The 18812-nt window shown below is 54.0% G+C and carries 10 protein-coding genes; 4 read left to right on the top strand and 6 right to left on the bottom strand.

From position 1 onward, the window contains the following. Positions 1-17: 17 nt before the first annotated feature. Together RBB76_RS23165 and RBB76_RS23160 are read left to right on the top strand one after the other, a co-directional pair. Complete coding sequence (locus tag RBB76_RS23165; protein ID WP_429630780.1) at positions 18-3887, top strand: tetratricopeptide repeat protein; 3870 nt, start codon at positions 18-20, stop codon at positions 3885-3887. Between the two features lie 54 nt (positions 3888-3941). Further along, complete coding sequence (locus RBB76_RS23160; RefSeq protein WP_429630782.1) at positions 3942-5723, top strand: CRTAC1 family protein; 1782 nt, start codon at positions 3942-3944, stop codon at positions 5721-5723. A 54-nt stretch (positions 5724-5777) separates the two neighbouring features. Here RBB76_RS23160 and RBB76_RS23155 read toward each other — a convergent pair whose 3' ends face one another. Next, on the bottom strand, positions 5778-7409 hold the full coding sequence (locus RBB76_RS23155) for a tetratricopeptide repeat protein (protein ID WP_429630784.1): 1632 nt from the start codon (positions 7407-7409) through the stop codon (positions 5778-5780). A 674-nt stretch (positions 7410-8083) separates the two neighbouring features. Here RBB76_RS23155 and RBB76_RS23150 point away from each other — a divergent pair. Then, positions 8084-9085 carry a LacI family DNA-binding transcriptional regulator gene (locus tag RBB76_RS23150; RefSeq protein WP_429630786.1) on the top strand — a complete coding sequence of 334 codons (1002 nt, stop codon included), beginning with the start codon at positions 8084-8086 and terminating at the stop codon, positions 9083-9085. Positions 9086-9306: 221 nt separating this feature from the next. Here the strand turns inward: RBB76_RS23150 and RBB76_RS23145 are convergent, their stop codons facing one another. The 3 genes from RBB76_RS23145 to RBB76_RS23135 all read right to left on the bottom strand — a co-directional run bounded on the left by RBB76_RS23145 (position 9307) and on the right by RBB76_RS23135 (position 15498). Continuing rightward, positions 9307-11712 carry a glycoside hydrolase family 2 TIM barrel-domain containing protein gene (locus RBB76_RS23145; RefSeq protein ID WP_429630788.1) on the bottom strand — a complete coding sequence of 802 codons (2406 nt, stop codon included), beginning with the start codon at positions 11710-11712 and terminating at the stop codon, positions 9307-9309. A gap of 50 nt (positions 11713-11762) precedes the next feature. Continuing rightward, positions 11763-15023 (bottom strand): carboxypeptidase regulatory-like domain-containing protein, encoded by a 3261-nt coding sequence (locus tag RBB76_RS23140; RefSeq protein ID WP_429630790.1) that lies wholly within the window; start codon positions 15021-15023, stop codon positions 11763-11765. A gap of 271 nt (positions 15024-15294) precedes the next feature. Continuing rightward, positions 15295-15498, bottom strand: a complete 204-nt coding sequence (locus RBB76_RS23135) for a hypothetical protein (protein ID WP_429630792.1) — start codon at positions 15496-15498, stop codon at positions 15295-15297. A 153-nt stretch (positions 15499-15651) separates the two neighbouring features. On the opposite strand from RBB76_RS23135, the gene RBB76_RS23130 reads away from it, so the two are divergent. Then, positions 15652-16914: an MFS transporter gene (locus RBB76_RS23130; RefSeq protein WP_429631160.1), complete on the top strand. Its 1263-nt coding sequence runs from the start codon at positions 15652-15654 to the stop codon at positions 16912-16914. On the opposite strand, the gene RBB76_RS23125 is transcribed toward RBB76_RS23130, so the two are convergent. Next, positions 16911-17987 carry a ComEC/Rec2 family competence protein gene (locus tag RBB76_RS23125; RefSeq protein WP_429630794.1) on the bottom strand — a complete coding sequence of 359 codons (1077 nt, stop codon included), beginning with the start codon at positions 17985-17987 and terminating at the stop codon, positions 16911-16913. The two genes, RBB76_RS23130 and RBB76_RS23125, sit on opposite strands and share 4 nt — an antisense overlap. Continuing rightward, positions 17988-18809: an SDR family NAD(P)-dependent oxidoreductase gene (locus RBB76_RS23120; protein ID WP_429630796.1), complete on the bottom strand. Its 822-nt coding sequence runs from the start codon at positions 18807-18809 to the stop codon at positions 17988-17990. Between the last annotated feature and the right edge of the window lie 3 nt (positions 18810-18812).

Genomic DNA, 18812 nt, shown 5'->3' with positions numbered 1-18812 from the left:
CACGGAACCCCTTTGAAATGACGCATTACGAAAGTGAGAATCTTCTTTTTTCCCGCCGTAGGCTCCTCAAAAGCCTAAGCGTGGCGCCGATGCTCTTCCATCCGACTCCTTTCTATGGGTCTTCCTTTTTGTTCAGCCGATCAAAGACCTTCCCAAGTTCGGATTCGAACTTCTCCTTCGCCGATATCAGGCTGACACCCCACTACCCGGCAAAATCTCCCCTGGAAGATATCCTCCGGCTGGTTGCCCCCGGTTCGGATGAGTACGTCACTGAGAAATACGCCTTTGAGATCGGAGTACAACTCAACGAGTGGAAGCGGGCACTTAAGGCATCAGCGCAAGACCTTTCATCTCTGACCCGATCGCTGGATTCTTCCATTGAAGCCTCGTCGTTAGTTCCTGTTGAGAAGAAGACCCTGCGCTCCGGACAGGGGATCGAAGTCGTACGGAGGCGGTTTGGGAATAGCGTCTTTCCGGGGCGTGCGCGATTTCTCCGGGAGGTCCAAGGCTGGCTGGGGTTGGTCTCTCTCGTGGAGACAGCGGAGTTCGAGATTACCAGCATCGAAGTGGTTGCGAACACTCCACTCACAGTCCGGCTGGAGATTCGATACGACATTGTTGGTGTTCGAAACGATCAACGTCGCGAGGAGCGGGTTGGATCGTGGCGCACTGTGTGGGCGCATGATGAATCCAGTAGTGCCCCCGAAGCCTGGAAGGCCCACCGATGGGAGGCAGGTGAGGAGACCCTGAGCGTTACGAATGGGCAGGTTTTTGTCGACGTTACGTCTCACGCTCTCGGTGGAACGGAGTCGTATAAAAGCCAGATGCTTCGAGGATCCGATTATTGGCGCACCGTCCTCGACGGCGCATGTGGAATTGATGTTTACGGCAACAACGGTGTAGCCGCGGGTGACTTCGACAACGATGGATTCGACGATCTTTATGTCAGCCAGCCGGCGGGACTGCCCAACCGGCTGTACCGCAACAGGGGCGACGGAACCTTTGAAGACGTAACAGAAAAGTCGGGCGTCGGAGTGTTGGACAATACCGCGTGCGCGCTCTTTGCCGACTTTCAGAACAACGGACTTCAGGATCTTCTGGTGGTTTGTGGCAGCGGTCCTCTGCTCTTCCTCAACAAGGGAGACGGGACGTTCGCTCTCAAGAGCGACGCATTCAAGTTTGCAAATGCTCCTCAAGGATCGTTCACACATGCGTCTGTTGCCGACTACGATGGCGACGGCCATCTTGATATCTACTTTTGTTTATACAGCTACTATTTGGGACTCGATCAGTACCACTACCCGGTTCCCTACTTCGATGCACGCAACGGACCGCCTAATTGTCTGTTGCACAACGAAGGGAATGCGACCTTTGTCGAGAAGACCGAAGCGGCCGGATTGAGCGTGGATAACAATCGTTACAGCTTCGCTTGCGCGTGGGGCAACTCTGGCGCCAGTGGCTTGCCTGACCTCTATGTGGCCAATGATTTCGGTCGGAATAATTTGTACCGCAACAATGGTGATGGAACGTTTAGCACAGTTTCGAGTTCTGCCCACGTTGAGGATGTTGGCGCCGGAATGAGTGCGAGCTGGGCGGACTTCGATGACGACGGAAAGCAGGATATTTATGTCGCCAATATGTGGTCTGCGGCGGGCCAGAGGGTTTCAACACAAAAGTATTTTCAGGAGAGAGCTCCTGAGGATATCCGGGCGCTTTATCGGCGGCATGCACGAGGCAATGCACTTTATCGAAACCTGGGGAATGGGGAGTTTCAAAACGCTAGCCAGCAAGCCGGGGTTGAAATGGGCCGCTGGGCCTGGTGTTCCGATTTTTGGGACTTCGACCACGACGGATACCCGGACCTGTACGTCGCCAATGGGTACATATCAGCGCCGGAGCAGAAGTTAGAACGGAGCGATCTGGGCAGCTTCTTCTGGCGGCAGGTAGTGGCAAAATCTCCTAATGACTCGACTCCATCTCTCGCCTACGAGAAGGGTTGGAACGCTCTCAACGAATTGATCAGGTCGGATACATCCTGGAGCGGCCACGAAAGAAATGTAGCCTTTGTGAATAATCGTGATGGCACGTTCTCCGAAGTTTCAGGCGTGCTTGGACTGGATTTTCCTGAGGACAGCCGCTCCTTCGTTCTCGCCGATCTCGACCATGACGGCCGCCTGGAACTCATTGTCAAAAATCGAAACGCACCGCAGCTACGGATTCTTCACAACGGGATGAAGGACCTCGGCGACTCGGTTGCATTTCGTTTGCGTGGGACTAAGAGCAATCGCGATGCGATCGGAACGGTTCTTACACTTGAAGCAGGAACGCTCAAGCAAACGAAGTATCTCCAAGCGGGCTCTGGGTTTCTGGCTCAGCACTCCAAAGAGGTGTTCTTCGGACTTGGAAAGCCGGAAGGGCCGATTCGGTGCACTATCCGCTGGCCTAGCGGTCTGTCTCAGAGATTCGAACACCTACCTGTAAACCATCGGCTTGAATTTGAGGAAGGTGCGGACACCTTTACCGCTAAGCCTTTCGGTCCCACAAGCTCTTCTTACGCGCAAGCGGCGCTGCCAACGGTGTTGGAACAGTTGCCATACCAGGTAGATACATGGCTGATTGAGCCCCTGTTGGCACCGGGGTTTTCCCTGCCCGATCTAACGGGCAACATGCAAAAACTCCGATCGTTGAAGGGTAGCTTCGTGTTGCTCAACTTTTGGACGACAACGGCGCCTCTCTGCCGCGACCAGTTGAGACTGCTTAATCGTCACGAGTCAGTGCTCGCCGCAGACCAAATAAAACTTCTGGGGGTAAGCATCGACGAGCTCGGCGACGTTGACAAGGCTCGCTCATTTGCAGCGCAGGAAAAATTCTCCTTTCCCGTTGTTTTTGCAACAGAAGATGTGGCAGGAATCTATAACATCATCTACCGTTACCTGTTCGATCGTCATAGGGATCTCGCAATTCCAACCTCCTTCCTGCTGGATAGAGAGGGGATGATCGTTAAGGTGTATCAGGGACCGATTAGCCCTGAGCGCCTGCTTGATGATGTAAGGACTGTCCCAACCACGACATCTGGTCGCATGCAGAAGGCGATGCCCTTGGGCGGAGTGCTCTACCGGGGAGGCTTCCAACGTAATGACTTCACGTACGGTGTAGCGCTCTATCAACACGGATACCTGGAACAGGCCGCCGAGTCATTTCAACAAGTTATTACCGCAAAACCGGATGATGCCGAGGGCTATTACAACCTGGGAACGCTCAACTTGCGGAAAAATGATTTCAAGCAGGCTCGACAATATCTTCAACAGACTTTGAAGCTGCGTCCAGATTATCCCGAGGCGTGGAACAATCTCGGAATGATGGCTGCGCAGGAGAGCCATCCAGACGAAGCCATCCAAAGCTTTCAACAGTCGTTGCTCCTGAGACCGACCTATGCAATCGCGCTGTTGAACCTGGGAAATGTCTACCGGCGGCAGGGGGCTTTTGAGAAGGCATTAGATTGCTTGAACCGTGCGCTCGCAATTGAACCCGACAATCCTGAAGTCAACTATAGCCTCGGCATGTTCTACGCCCAGCAAAGCCAGATGCAGAGTGCATCGGACTACCTGCAGAAAGCGGTTGAGCTGCGTCCGGATTATCCTGAGGCGCTGAATAATCTTGGAGTTCTCCTTGTGCGTGAGCAGGATTATGCAAAGGCAAAGGAGCGGTTCGAGACTTGCATTCGTCTCGCCCCGACATTTGATCAGTCCTATCTCAATCTTGCTCGACTCTATGTATTGCAGAATGACAAGGAAAAAGCTATTGAAGTCTTGCAGCAACTCCTGAAGATGCAGCCACAAAACGCTGGCGCGATTCAGGCAATGGAGATGTTGAACAAAACGCCTTGATGGGCGTTTCAAAGATGAGGTTGAGGGCAGGGTGTGGCTTTATAATCTCAGCCTATGAATCTTCCCCGCCGGCGTTTTCTCGGCTCATCTCTTTTTGTATTTGGCAGTACGTTGATGGAGACTTTGGCAACTCCACTTTGGCAGTGGAGAGATCCAACACTCGTAGAAGCCGCTGTTTCAAATCCCGCTCAACCTCAGGTCCAGTTTGTAAACGTCGCGCAGCAGGCAGGACTGAGTGTGCCCAATGTGTGGGGTGGTGTTGAACATAAGCGGTCCATCATTGAGGCTAAAGGAAGCGGCCTCGCGTTTTTTGACTACGACCACGACGGATGGCTGGATATCTATCTCACCAATGGAAATCGGCTCGACGCACATTGGCCGGCTGGAAAGGCGCCGACATCTCATCTCTACAAGAACAATCGAGATGGCACTTTTACTGACGTCACGGAGAAGTCAGGGCTGGGAGTCACAGGCTGGCAGACCGGCGTCTGTGTCGGCGACTACGACAACGATGGATGGGACGACCTGTTTTGCACTTTCTGGGGGCATAACATTCTCTTCCACAACAACGGAAATGGAACTTTTACGGATGTTACGCGCAAAGCCGGCCTACGCCAAGAGCAGGTTCGTTGGGGCGCGGGGTGCACCTTTCTTGATTACGATAGGGACGGTCACCTCGATCTCTTCGTATGCAATTACATTAAGCTGGATCCGGAGAAGATTGCCGCCGCAGCCGACACACACTATTGCCAATGGAAGGGGGTCCCTATCATGTGTGGCCCGCGCGGCCTTCCTGGCGACACGAACATCCTTTACCACAATAACGGAGACGGCACCTTCACTGACGTTTCGGAGAAGTCTGGCATTCTAAGACCTGGACCTCGCTACTCCATCACTTCCGTCTCATATGATTTCGATAACGATGGGTGGCCAGACATTTATGTCGCGGTAGATTCTCAGCCGAGCATTCTCTTCCAGAACAACCATGACGGCACGTTCACCGATATTGCTGTGATGGCTGGTTGCGCCTATAGCGACGGCGGCCACGAGCAGGCCGGAATGGGTGTCGCCGTCGCCGACTACGACTGCGATGGTTGGTTCGACATCTTCAAAACTAACTTTGCCGATGACACCTGCAATTTGTACCACAACAATGGCGACGGAACTTTCAACGACGTCACGTTTGCTGCAGGCGTCGGAGTCAACAATCGCTACGTCGCTTGGGGATGCGGGTTTATTGACTATGACAATGACGGTTGGCAGGACATTCTTCAAGTGAATGGACACGTGTACCCGGAGATTGATAACTACCACTTCGATCAAACTTTCAAGAATCAGCGCCTGATCTACAAGAACCTCGGCAATGGACGCTTCAAGGATGTCTCGTCGGAGATGGGACCCGGCATTACTGAACACTTCTCCAGCCGGGGCGCGGCCTTCGGAGACTATGATAACGATGGCGATATGGATGCGCTGGTCTTGAATATGAATGATCTGCCATCGCTCCTTCGCAATGACGGAGGCAACAAACAGAACTGGATCAAGATCAAGCTCGTTGGGACCAAATGTAATTGCACGGCTATCGGAGCGAGGGTGCGGGTTATCGCGGGTAAGCATATCCAGATGGACGAAGTTAATAGCGGTTCAAGCGTCATGTCACAAAATGACTTACGCCTTCACTTCGGACTCGGGAAGGTCGATACCGTAGATGCAATAGAAATTAAGTGGCCGACTACGCAAAAGATTGAACGATTCACGCAGGTCAAAGCAAATCAGATACTCACTATTCGCGAAGGGAATGGTATCGTCGGCAGCTCGAAGCCAGTTTCGCCGTAGAGTCTTTTGAAACTAAAGCTAGGCAGTCTTCGATACGTGAAGGTTCTTGTGTATTCATTGCGCTGTAGTACCAGTCGACTGCCCTTGCAGTACAACCAGGAATTGCTTGATCTCGCGCCTTTCGCTTTCAATAGCAGCAGCTTGCTTCTTTTCAATCTCATCATGACGCATGAACTCTTGTTTAGCCTTTGCCGGCTCATTCGTCCGGTCATAGGCCACTCCCAGCCGATAATGCGCCTCAGCTAATTCTGGATCCGCTTTGATTGCCTTCATGTAGAAGTCGATAGCCATTTCGTAACTACGTTGTGAAGAATAAAGAATTCCTAGTTGCAGGTAGGCTTCCGCGCAGTTGGAGTCGATCGTTACGGCCTTTGTAAGCAGGGCTTTTACTTGTTCCAAGTCTTGATTGTCTGCCGGTTGCTCCCGCCGTTTCCAAACAGCCATCGCATAGAGGTAATTTGCGAGAGGGTCTTCAGGCTGGTCGCGCACAAATCGCGCTAGCTTCTGCTCTATGCAGGGTAATCGGGTCGGCGCCGCTGTATCTATTTTGCCCATGAAGGCGTAGGGCTTCGGATCCGAAGGATCCAAATCGGAGGCATCACAGAGTCGACGGGCTGCCTCATCATAGAGTGCGCCTGCAAAGAGAGAAGTACCGAGTGCAGTTAGCATTCGAGATGATTTTGGATATGCTTCAGTTCCATCTCTGAAGACCTCTACAGCCTGCCAAACGGCCCGGTGCAGTAATAATTCCGAGCCCCATTCAAAGTAGTTTCGCTCGCTTGGATCCAGATGAACGGCCTCCTGATCTTCCCGGACGGCAGCCAACGGATCGCCAAGCTTCTCATCAAGTTCACCCATCAAGTGATGTAAGTCGGCAGAGTCCTTGTGAACTTGTAGTTTACGGACTTGTTCGCGGGCGCGCGAGAAGTCACCCGCTTCTTTGTAAGCCAGCGCCAGATCGTATGTGTTGTCATCCATCGTTGGATTGATCTGGTATGCAGCCAGCAACAACGGGATAGAGTCCTGGGGTCTGCCAGCATGGAAATAATATTCACCGAGCTGGTGATTTGCTTCGTAGCTCCCCGGAGCACTCGCCCGAGCGGCAATCAGTTTGCTCTCGGATTCATTCCCTATTTTTGCGCTGCTCGGCAGTGTCGGACCGTTCGATCTGGAACTCTCGGGTTTCAGAGTGAGAGTTTCACGCGCAAGATCTTCGCTGGTTCGCAATGCAGAGTCCGAACCGTGCCCTCCTACAGCTGTCCAGTCAACGACTCCCGCAATGGTGAAATTCGGCTTATCGGAAAACTCCAGCGCCTGAGGGGGAGGCCGCGAAGAGTCTGTTGAATTCAGCTGAATATCTCCAGGGACCTCGAGGATCAGATCGATAGTTTTCCGATCTCCCTTAGACAGCGCGAGAACGGCAGTAGCATGACTCTTTTGCCCTGATTTCTCGACACTGAGTAGATAGTGGCCCGTTGGGAGAGCGGTAAATGCAAAGGCGCCCGCAGCATTCGTTTTTGTCTCCACACGCTCGAGAACACCTTCTTGTTCAAGCCGTACCGATGCGTCACTAATCAAGTTGCCCGCTTGGTTGACGACGTTCCCTTGGATCGTGACTTCATCCGAGTGTTGCGCGTGAGCTTTCCTGGAAACTGACGTGAAAGACAATGTGCCAATCAACGCCATGATGACTGCGAAAAACCCCGGGAGACCCCTAGAGCCACCAATTTGAGAGGAGGGCCGCGATTTGTGAAAGCCATTCATGCCATTAATAATTCACTTACGTCGCTCATTCTACGGTGTCTCGCTTATTCTGTCCCCTATTGCATATTCACTAGCGGGACTGTCGGCTTTCTGAAACATGCGGTCTCCTGATGTGAACGTTGCTATCAACTAGGGACATGCTAGTCTCGCGGTTCACTCCGAATCCACGTCAGACTATCGCTTGTTGCTTGATGTGTCGATTTAAGTAAAACGCCTACCGAATCAGGACCGAATGATTAGTAGCTCTTCAAAGCTGTGGATCGACGTCTCTGACCGTTGTACCTGGCACTCAATCTTCGTACCCTATGGGACGACCGCATCCCTTTGGATGCAATCGGTTACAGAACAATCGAGATGACGTTCTAAGCTGGCGCGTTGCTTAGATTTCCAGCAAGTTTTTAGCGTCTGCAACGACAATATCGGTATGGCCTCGAACACATCTCAACCATTTTGGCGCAGGATGGATGTTCAGCGTTGGGCTATATTGACTGTGATCCCACTGAGAGGTGGAGCGTGGTTGCGATGCGTTGGTTTAGTCGAAATTGCATTTTGCCATTTAGGCGAATACAGAAAGGTGACGGATCCCCAACTTACACGTGAACATTCGAGAAGTAGCCAAAAAAGCTGGGGTCTCCACAGCCACAGTATCCCGAGTCGTTAATGGAACCGTTCCGGTCAGCGCTCAGATTGAGCGCCAAGTGCGCAGCGCAATAAAGTCTCTCGGCTATTATCCCAACACACACGCCCGTACCTTAGGTTCCGGCAGAAGCCATATGTACGGCCTCATCATCTCGGATATTGCGAATCCATTCTTCCCCGATATTGCGAAGTGTTTTGAGCGCATCGCGGTAGAGCACGGGCAGGAACTTCTGATCGCGAATACTGATTATCAACCAAAAAGAATGCAGGTATGCGTTCGCAGGATGCTAGAGCGCAAAGTGGATGGCGTCGCCATCATGACATCGGAGATGGATCCCAAACTCGTGCACTTGCTGAACAAGCGTGGCGTACCAATTGTCTTCCTCGACACCGGCCGGGTGGGACCAAATATCAGTAATATCTTCATCGACTACGCTAGCGGTATCGAACAAGCCATCGAACACCTGGTTTCATTGGGACACACTAAAATTGCTTTCGTGAGCGGCCCGTGCACCCTCTCGTCTGCCAAGATTCGCAGCAACGCCTTCACGCTTTCTCTTAAGAAGAAGGGGCTCAGGTGTAGCGCCGACTATATACAAACAGGCAACCATCGAATAGACGGGGGGCAGGTCGCGATGGCACGACTACTGAAATTGCGCGTACCTCCAACCGCCGTGATGGCTTCGAATGATCTGACGGCGATCGGGATGATGCGAGCGATTCACGCCGCGGGGCTGCGCGTGCCGGTCGATATCTCCGTGATGGGCTTCGACGATATCGAGATCAGCAATTTCCTACAGCCTCCGCTAACCACGATTCGTGTTCCACGTGTGGAGATTGCGATGAGCGCTTTCACAGCTCTCTACGCGGCCAGCCATAAACACGCGAGCAATGGGACAGAGTACCGGATCTCAACCGAACTCGTTGTGAGACAGACGACCGGTGTAGTGAAAAGTTAGATGCGCGGCCTTCGGCTTTTTGCCGGTCCAACGATATGCAATCCATCCCTTATGATCATCCACAAAAACCGATAGCGTTTGACGAGACACAGAGGCTAGCTAAGCTTTGAAACTCGGCCATGATGTGATCGTGGCTACCGGCGATCTCGCACAGTGGTCGGAAGTACGATCAAGTCGATGCTGAGAAGCTGGCACGCTACACTTACCAGGATCGCGATTCCCTAGAACGGTTCTGCTGTGACAGCGGTGAGGTTCAGATTAATGGCTTGGGAGCCAAGTCGTGGATGTGTTGCTGTTAGCCGAACTGTTCCTGCTTGTTCCTTCGCTCTTAACCAGACGGCACCAGTTCCTCCGATCAACGCAAAGGGATTGTCACCGATCAAGGTTGCTGGGCCCTCCAGTTTGAATACGACCGGATCGTTCGCATAGGTTCGCATGGCCCCGAACTCGTCCGTGACACGCATCACAACGCGTGTCGCGTCTACGCCATCAGCAAGGAGCGTTGTGTCATCCGCTAGCAAGACAAACTTCTGGTCGACGCCTAATCCAGACAGAGTCTTGGACGCAACCTGCTTTCCCTGCAGGTAGCCATCGATCCTGAGGTCACCCCAGCCATGCCGGTTGGTACGCTTTACCTGACTCCGATCGAGGATGAACGGTGGATATTTTAGGTGATCAAACTCTCCTCGGTCGGGATCGAGTTCCGCGATTAGATCCCACGGGTTGGTCGCCGCGCTGTCTGTGCGTTCATAGAACTTCAGGTGGTCACAATTCGAGCAGACGACGGCTTTGGTGAAGTTGATCGACTCGTCGCTGTTGGCCCAGTGGAAGGCTGGCTCGAGAACAATCTCCTCTGATGGGTCACACTGCGATTTGTAGAATCCCCCAGCAGGTTTCAGCTCACGGAAGATGTCCGTCACGCCGTGATAGCAGATGCGATCCCCTGCCCCGAAGTTCGCGTGCGTGTTGTAGTCAAAAGCACACCATCCGATGCCGCCCGCGTATTGCGGGTCGGATGCTAGTTGATTGTGGATGCGGGCGTGCCGCAACGTGTGTTCACGCTGGCGCTCGTCATCATCGGTCGTCTTGGTAGGAAAAGTGTGTCCAACGAACTCAGTGTTGAGATACAGGGGATGATTAGGCTTTCTCAACGGGAACCCGAAGTCGTTGATGGTGAAGACATCCTCCAAAAGCTCCGACTCCTTAAAGTTACGAATGCCACCGGTCTGGCGAGTAGTATCCAGCGCGTGGGCGAGTGCGTTGGTGCGCGTGTAAAAGCTGTGATCGTCTGGAGATTCGTTGATTCGCACGCCCCAGAGAATGATCGACGGATGGTTCCAGTCCCGTCGGACCATGCGCCCGACATTATCAATAGCGATAAGCTTCCACGGTTCGGGGCCGATGTGTTGCCAACCTGGGATCTCCTCGAGAACAAGTAGACCAATCTCGTCACAGCAGTCCAAAAAATGCCGCGACTGAGGATAATGCGAGGTTCGGACAATGTTGCAATGGAGGGTGTGGCGAAGAATCTTTGCGTCTTGGCGTTGCACGCGGGCCGGCATGGCCTGACCCACAAAGGGAAAAGTCTGGTGACGATCGAGGCCGCGCAGCTTGATAATTTTCCCGTTCAAAGAGAAGCCGTGATCGGTGAAGGTTGCGTCGCGGAAACCGATGCGGCGAGTGTCCTCGTCCATAATCTTTCCGGCATGCAGGAGGCGTACCCGAACGGTGTAGAGGTTTGGTGTTGCGATATCCCAGAGCTTTACCCCGTCAATCTCCTTGAGAGATAGCGTCTGCTTCGCGGGGTCATCGACCGTCTCCGTGCTGGAGTAAACAGCAGCACTTGTGGACGGGTCCGCTGCTGCGTTTGGATCGCCGCCAGACAATACTCGAATCGATTTGCTTGTCTTTGCGAGAATACGTTCACCATCGAGCAACTCGGCCTCAAGCACCAAATCACCGCGAGGAGACGCACCCGCGAGAAAGCAGTCCACCTCAAGTGTGGGCTTACCACTCAGCACGTTCTTCGGATGCGCAAAGATATTGTCCAGATAGAGGCTTGGAACCACGCGCAAAGAGACTTCGCGATAGATCCCACCAAAAGTCAGGTAGTCAATTTCGTTGCCGAACGGGGGAATATCGCTCCGCTCCGTGGAATCTACCTGCACGACGAGAACGTTCTCGCCGTCTTTCCGAAGATGCGGAGTCAACTCGAAAGAGAACGGCGTAAAGCCACCTTTATATTCGCCAAGCGAGACACCATTGATCCACACGGTTGAGGCCGTCATGGCACCTTCGAAGTCCACGAAGATATGTTTACCCGCAGAACCGGGTGGTGTGTTGAAGCGGCGACGATAGATCGAGATAAACTCATAATCCTTGTCGTCGAAACTGTGCCACGGAAGACTTATGTTCGTGTGCGGAAGAACAACTCGTTCGAAGGAAGAGTCATCGAACTCCGGAGTCTCGGCCCCAGCCACTTGTGCCGGGTGAAATCGCCAGCTACGGTTGATTGGCAAAATCGCTCGCCCATAGGTGGGAGGTTCATCGGCGAAAGCGGTAACGCCCGGCAGCGTCGCCGCCGCCAGCAACGTTCCCGTCCCCCGGAGAAAATCGCGTCTATCCATGAAATCAGCCATCCTAAGGTCTTTCGTCTCGCCGACAAGGCTGACTTATTCTAAAAGCTCAGCTTCAAGGCTCCCTGCATAACTCGAGGAGCTATTGGACCGATGCTGGTGATTTGGCCGAAGTTCGCACTGGTCGGGTCGTTGTTAGGCGTTGCAAAGCTAGCATGGTTGAACGCATTAAACAACTCCCAGCGGAACTGTACTCCATAACTCTCGCGCACCTTCCAGTTCTTCACGAACGCGAGGTCCGAGGTAGCGATTCCTGGACCGCGCAGGAGGTTCTTGCCCGAGTCACCGAAGGTGCCAGGCGCGTTGGTCACAAAGGCAGCAGCATTCACATAATGCGCCAGCCACTGCGCCTTGCCCCCCTGATGTACGTTCAGGGGGATCCCGGGCACAACATCCGCGCGATCACCGAATTGCAGTGACCCCGAGTTGTTGTTACCGTTGCCACCCGAAATCCCGAATGGCTGGCCAGATTGCAGGGTCACGATTCCGCTCAACTCCCACGCCCCGAGCAGCTCCCGCATCAGGACTCCATGCCCCTGCAGCTCTGGTGTCGTATAGACCAGGTGGCTCACCGAAACATAGGGGAAGTTCAACAGCGAGATGCCACGGTTGAACCTTATATTGAACGGATCCGGAACCTGCGGAGTGCCAAACGAAACATTGCCCGACCCTGCCAGGTCAATGGTCTTCGCCCAGGTGAAATTCGACTGGAACTGCAGCCCGTGCGAAAACCGCTTCTCCACTCCAACTTGCAGCGAGTTATAGGAGGCAGTGCCAATGCTCGCCAGAGTCAAAATATTGCTAAACGCTGGATAGATCGAGCGTGTACCGCCGGTTGCGAAGATGCCGGGATTCTGGTCGATCACAGTCTCCTGGTGATAGCTCTCGCTTCCGATATACGCCAAGTGGAGCGCAATGTCTCTTCCGAACTGCTGTTCGACCGACGCATTCCAGCTCTGAGTGATCCCAAGCCGGAAGTTGTTTGAGAAAATTGCTTGCACCGCTATGGGACTGGTTCCGAAGTTTGTGTTCGATGGGGGTACAAATCCTATGCTGGCAAAGGGTGGAAATGGACTTGTGGTCCCCAGGGAGCTGTATGGATCGTCGAACGATATGAAGTTTGTTGCTGTCGCGTCGAAGCCCAGTGTAGGGCTGAAAGGCGCGATGTCCGCAGCGTGGTTGTATACCGAATACGGAAGCGGGGCGGTAAAAAGTCCAAAGCCGGCGCGGAATGAAGTGCCCGGGAGAGAACGCGGCTGCCAGGCCACACCGAGACGGGGCTCGATGTAACCGTAGCTCGTCGGCATCAGAGCAGAGTTCACGCCTTTGTCACCCGGAAAGTTCAGCCCAAGCGGAGCGCCCGGAAACTTCTGGCTCTGCTGACCTGGCACGAACGCTGCACCCCGCCCTCCAGCCGAGGTCGGAGGCAGGTTGGGGTCCCATCGCACGCCTGCCGTCAGCGTCACTGTTGGACGGATACGATATTGATCCTGCGCGAAGAGGCCCAGGACGATGCCAGAGACATCGGCAATCTCACCAGCGCCCTGCGTGAACTGCGCTGCCTTGCCCAATAGAAAGTCCGCGAGGCCGAAGCCGGTGTAAGATCCGTTGAAATTAATGATCGGCTGGGTGGGGTATTGCGTAAGTTCCTTCGCATATTGATGCCAGAGGTCAACCCCAAACGACAGTGAGTGGTTGCCGATCGTCTTGGTCACCGCATCCGACACGCCGAAGCTCGTCCTTATCTCCTGCGAAGGTTCGGTGTAGGCCGTGCTGAAGCCATTGTTGACCGAGAGTCCCTCGAGATAGCACTGACCCGGCAACTCGTTTACCTTGATGTATCGCGATAGACAAACAGGTTGGCCGCTCTGATCGAATACCTGCGCCGAACTGTGTGCCGACTCCTGCGTCCAAAAACCCGAGACGACGTTCACCAGCGAAGGATTGATCGTCCAGGTATGAGTCAGGATCTGGTTGTAGTACTTGATCGGATTGTTTTGAATCGCATTGTAGGGAGTCTCCTGCAGTACGGAGAGGATGTTTCCGTTTACACTGCCCGCCGGTTGATCAAAGTTGTTGATATAGGTTCGCAACACAATATGCTGCTTGCTCGTGAGCTCCCAATCGAGACGGAATGTCCCCTCGTCAAGCGAGTTCTTGATACCGCCGCTTGCATAGTTCGTCAGGCCGCTCGCCGGGTCGCCGCCAAGCGGGAGTGCTGTCTTCGCGATCGTCACCGCAGCGGGGCTAAAGAGGGCTGGGTTTACCATGTTGTTCACGAACGGCCCCTGCAACTTGACCGGTACCGCACTGAAGTCTCCATTTAGCATTGCGGCTGTTGGAGTATAGGTAGGGTTGGTTGCTCCCTGGCTGCTCGAGCGAGTTCCCTGATAGTTCGCAAAGAAGAACAACTTGTTCTTGATTATCGGACCGCCCACATACCCGCCAAACTGATTGCGCCGTAAGGTATCCACGGTGTGAGAGAAGTAGTTGCCTGCGTTGAGGTCGCTATTGCGGATGAACTCGAAGGCCCCCCCATGCCATTGATTGCTGCCCGACTTCGTCTGAATGCTGACCACTGCGCCCGGAGAGAAGCCGTAGTGTGCGTCAAAGTTGTTTGAGATGACCCGGAACTCCTGCACCGCGTCCGAGTTCGGGAAGGGGGCCGCCAACAGCAGATAGGTATCCATGTTTTGTACGCCGTCCAGCAGATAGTACGTGCTTCCCTGTCGGCCGCCATTGGCTGAAGCGCCTGTCTCAGTGGGAAACGAGAAACCCGTTTGAAGATATCCCCCGCCGGTGTTAAGCACATTGGTCACACCTGGTGCCAGAAAGACAAGGCTCGACGGATCGCGGCCGTTCAACGGAAGTTGCGAGATCGCATGTTGGTCGACAACAGTGCTGATCTCCGCTGTCGTCGCATTGATTAGTGCTGCATCAGCTGACACCGAAATAGTCTGTTCTAAATCTCCGATCTGCAGCGGTATATTCAAAGTAGCCGACTGATTGACCGTCAACACTATGCCGGTCTCCACTGCTTTGCGAAATCCTGTCATTTCGACAGTCACGGTATAGCTACCCGGCGCCAGCTGCCCTATTGAATACACGCCCTGGTCGTTGCTCTGACCGGCTTGCGTCGCATTTGTCCCGGTGTTAACAACCGTAATGTGAGCGCCTGGTACAGCGGCTCCGGCATTGTCGAGAACAGTGCCGTTCAACGTTGCATTCTGAGCTAAGACCACGCGGCCGAAAAACAAAATACATAGAACCACGAAACTCCCAAATCCCCGAAATACTGACATACCGGTCTTCACGTTAGAGCCTCCAAAAGTGTTGCGAACAGATGCTTAAGCCGCTTTTTCGAAACGTGAGCGATGAAGAATATCCATCTGCTAATCGGACACACATTACTCTCTCGGAGCCACGGCGCGAATCAGTCGAAAGTAGGAACGGTCAACTCCAGGAGAAGATGCCGTACCACTTCCGGCCACAGGTCAAGACAACGCACACGACGATGGAGTTTGAAGTAGCCCGGCGCTGCATCGTTGAAGACGAGGCCTGCGGCACACGACGCTAAAGCCCTTCTTTGAGCTTCGACAAACCCGCGCGGGAAACCTCAACGTCATCTTCGGACTTCCCTCCACTAAACGCCGCTATCAAATAGCCCGCTCGCCCACGTGTGATCGCTCCGCCGTTCCAGCCAAACTCTCCTGTCATCGGCGATCTCACCTTGCTCACTGTCGTGCAGAGTATCTGCCATCTCAGCTGCTTTGGCATATGCAATCCCCAAGAGGTCCTACGGTCGCAACGCATGTATAACAGAACGGAAGAACGGTACGCTCTCACGCTTGCAATCCGAATCCGCCAAAAGTTGGAGTGAACCTCAATGCCATTGGACAACAGATCGTGACACCTAAGCAGGTACAGCCCGTGGGCCTACGCCGATGGAGTATTGCATGGCTTCTGGCAGCAGGAGTTCTTGTCAATTACTTTGACCGGGTTAACCTCTCGGTCTCTCATCTTGCGTTGTACTCAACCTTCGGCATCTCCGATATTGCATTTGGCTATCTCTCCGGAGCCTATAACTGGACATACGCTCTCTGTCAGCTTCCAGTCGGCTTGCTTCTGGATCGACTCGGCGTCAAACGGATCGGCCGCGTAAGTATCTTGCTCTGGAGTATGGCCTCCTTCGGAGCCGCAATCTCCCCCGGGGTCGGAAGCTTTTTAGGCGCTCGTCTTTTACTCGGCGTAGGGGAGGCTCCAACGTTTCCTGCAAATGCAAAGGCGATAGGCTATTGGTTCCCCCAATCCGAACGCGGCCTTGCAACGTCGCTCTTTGACGCCTCGGCCAAGTTCGCCTCTGCCATTGGGGTGCCCGTACTAGGCCTTCTGCTCTTACGTGTTGGATGGCGATGGAGCTTCGCCATGACCGGCGTTCTAAGCCTTCTCTACTTCGCTCTCTTCTGGAGGTTCTATCGCGACCCCAATGAAGATCCTGATCTGAGCCTTGAAGAACGAACCTACATTGCAGACGAATCGGAACAGCGCGCGGTAGCCGCCCCGCCATCCTCTTTGGGATACATGCTGCGACAACGAAAAGTTCTCGGTCTGGCTCTCGGTCTCGGATCGTATAACTATGTCTTTTACCTCCTGCTTACCTGGCTGCCTAGTTATCTTTCTTCAGCACTACACATCGATCTGCTGCATTCTTTTCTCTACACTGGAGTACCCTGGCTGATCGCAACAGGCACCGACCTCCTCGGAGGGTGGGGATCTGACGCGCTCATTCAACGGGGATGGAATGCAAGCCGCGTCCGCAAGACAGTGCTCGTCTGTGGAACCGCGTTCGGGCTCGGGATTCTGGGTGCTTCGAACGCACATACGCCGACACGGGCGCTCATCTGGATCAGCGTCTCAATCGGAGGCCTCGCCGCGGCAGCTCCGGTCGGGTGGTCGATCCCCTCCATGATCGCTCCGCTCGGCAGCGTCGGAACTGTTGGAGGTATCGTCAATTTTTCTAATCAGATCTCCGGCATTGCCGCTCCAATCATCACCGGTTATCTCGTCGCGGCGACCCACAGTTACGTCTGGGCCTTCCGCATCTCCGCCATCTACGTGGTCATTGGGGTCTTGAGTTATATCTTCCTGCTGGGAGAGATCAGGCAGATCGCTCCTGAGATCATCAGGCCCTAACGCGCGGAATATCTCTCCGTAAAGCCGGTTCTGGAATTGCGAACCTCGAAGCTCCCATCATGATCTGCACTCACTTCGAGAGAGTGCCCGTCCTCACCAGGAGGATTAGCAATATATTTTTCTGCGGTATTGAACTGTGTGCCACCTTCTTCCGAGAAGTGAAGTTCCCACAGACGTTCGAGTGCTGACGTATTCGTAATCGTCTTCAAAGTAGGGATAGAGCCGCCCTTCTTCGCACCGTTATCCATGATGGCAACGCGAGGACGGATCGCATCGATCAGCGCCGGACTATTGCTCTGATACCAGCCGTGATGGGACACAACGTCGATATCGATACGTCCAAGCCTATTGACCGGGCACATCAGTTCCCTTTCTTTATCCCAGGTCAAATCGCCGAGATCGAGAACCTTCAACTTACCGAAGCGAAGCAAAACTCCAAGCGACCGGCCGTTCTCGGTCTTATCGGCAGGACGAATCTCCGAGTCTTTACAGAACGAGTTCGCCTGACCTCCGCCCCTCACAGATTTGGAAATTAGATCGCCATCCGCGCTGACCACGATCACTTCAAGCCCATCGATCGGCAACGTATCACCCGGCCGAGCCACAATATGGTGCGCTCCCGTCGCAGCTAAAACCCTCTGATACTCAGCGTAACCATGTTCCGTAACTCCATGATCGAGCTCCCGGTTCGGACCGTGATCGATAAAAGTACCGATAGGAATCTGTGCAACCAGTTGCGGAACGCCGCCAACATGATCGTCGTGATAATGCGTGATGAGCAGGTAGTCGATTTTTTTCAGTCCCGCCTCCTTTGCCGCGGCGACAATCCTATTCGCATCTCGCCTATCGTTACCCGGCCAGCCTGTATCGATGAGCAGAGACTCCCCAGACGGCGAAACAAACAACGTAGCTTGACCGCCCTCCACATCGACAAAGAAGATTCTTAGCTTACCGTTCGTGGTGGCATGTGGAGCGTCTTGCGCCTGCACTCGCTCGCATACCGCTCCGGAGAGAAGCGCCACGGCTATCGAAATCACTGCTCCTTGTAGGAGACGGCCGACCCTTTGAATCATCTAGCTCTCCTTGATGCCGACGTCGTTCGCAGAAGGTTTGTTGATCGTGGCGCGCATGGCCCCAGTGGAGATTCCTCCGTCGACAAGAAGCGTCTGCCCTGTCACATAGCGGCTTGCCTCGGACGCGAGAAAAACAACTGCGCCGTCAAGATCGTGCGGCTCTCCCGGCCGCTTCAGCGGAATTCGGTCGACGAGATATTCAACCCACTCCTTGTTCTCGTACATCACGCGATTTTGCGCAGTCTCAAACCACCCGGGAGCAAGGCAGTTCACCGTAATCCCATACCTTCCCCAATCATCCGCCAAGCTCATCGTGAGCTGTCGGATGCCGCCGCGGCTCGCGCCATAGGGTGCAAGTCCCGCATAACCGAAGACGCTTGTGACCGACCCGATATTGATGATGCGACCGTACTGTTCCGTCTGCATCCGCTTTGCAATCTGCTGAGAGACGAAAAAGCTGCCGCGCAGATTTGTATCCAGTATCAGATTCCAATCATCCCAGGTCACCTCGAAGGCCGGCTTCCTGACATTGCATCCCGCATTATTCACGAGGATATGAATCTTCTCATAAGCGGCGAAAGCGGCCGCCGCCATCTGCTCGATGCTGCTCTGATCTCTCACATCCAACGCCAGTGGAACAACACGCCTGCCCATCGCTTCAATCTCGCCGACAAAAGGTAGTAGATCCTCTCTTCGTCGGCTCGTAAGAATCAAATCAGCGCCTGCTCCGGCAAGAGCCCGCGAAAGATACTGGCCCAACCCACGGCTCGCGCCAGTTACCAATGCCACCTGCCCCGTCAGATCAAATAACTTCGCGCTCACAGT

The sequence above is a fragment of the Tunturiibacter psychrotolerans genome (assembly GCF_051013365.1).
GTDB classification, from domain to species: domain Bacteria; phylum Acidobacteriota; class Terriglobia; order Terriglobales; family Acidobacteriaceae; genus Edaphobacter; species Edaphobacter psychrotolerans_A.
This window is presented reverse-complemented; position numbering and strand designations above follow the sequence as displayed.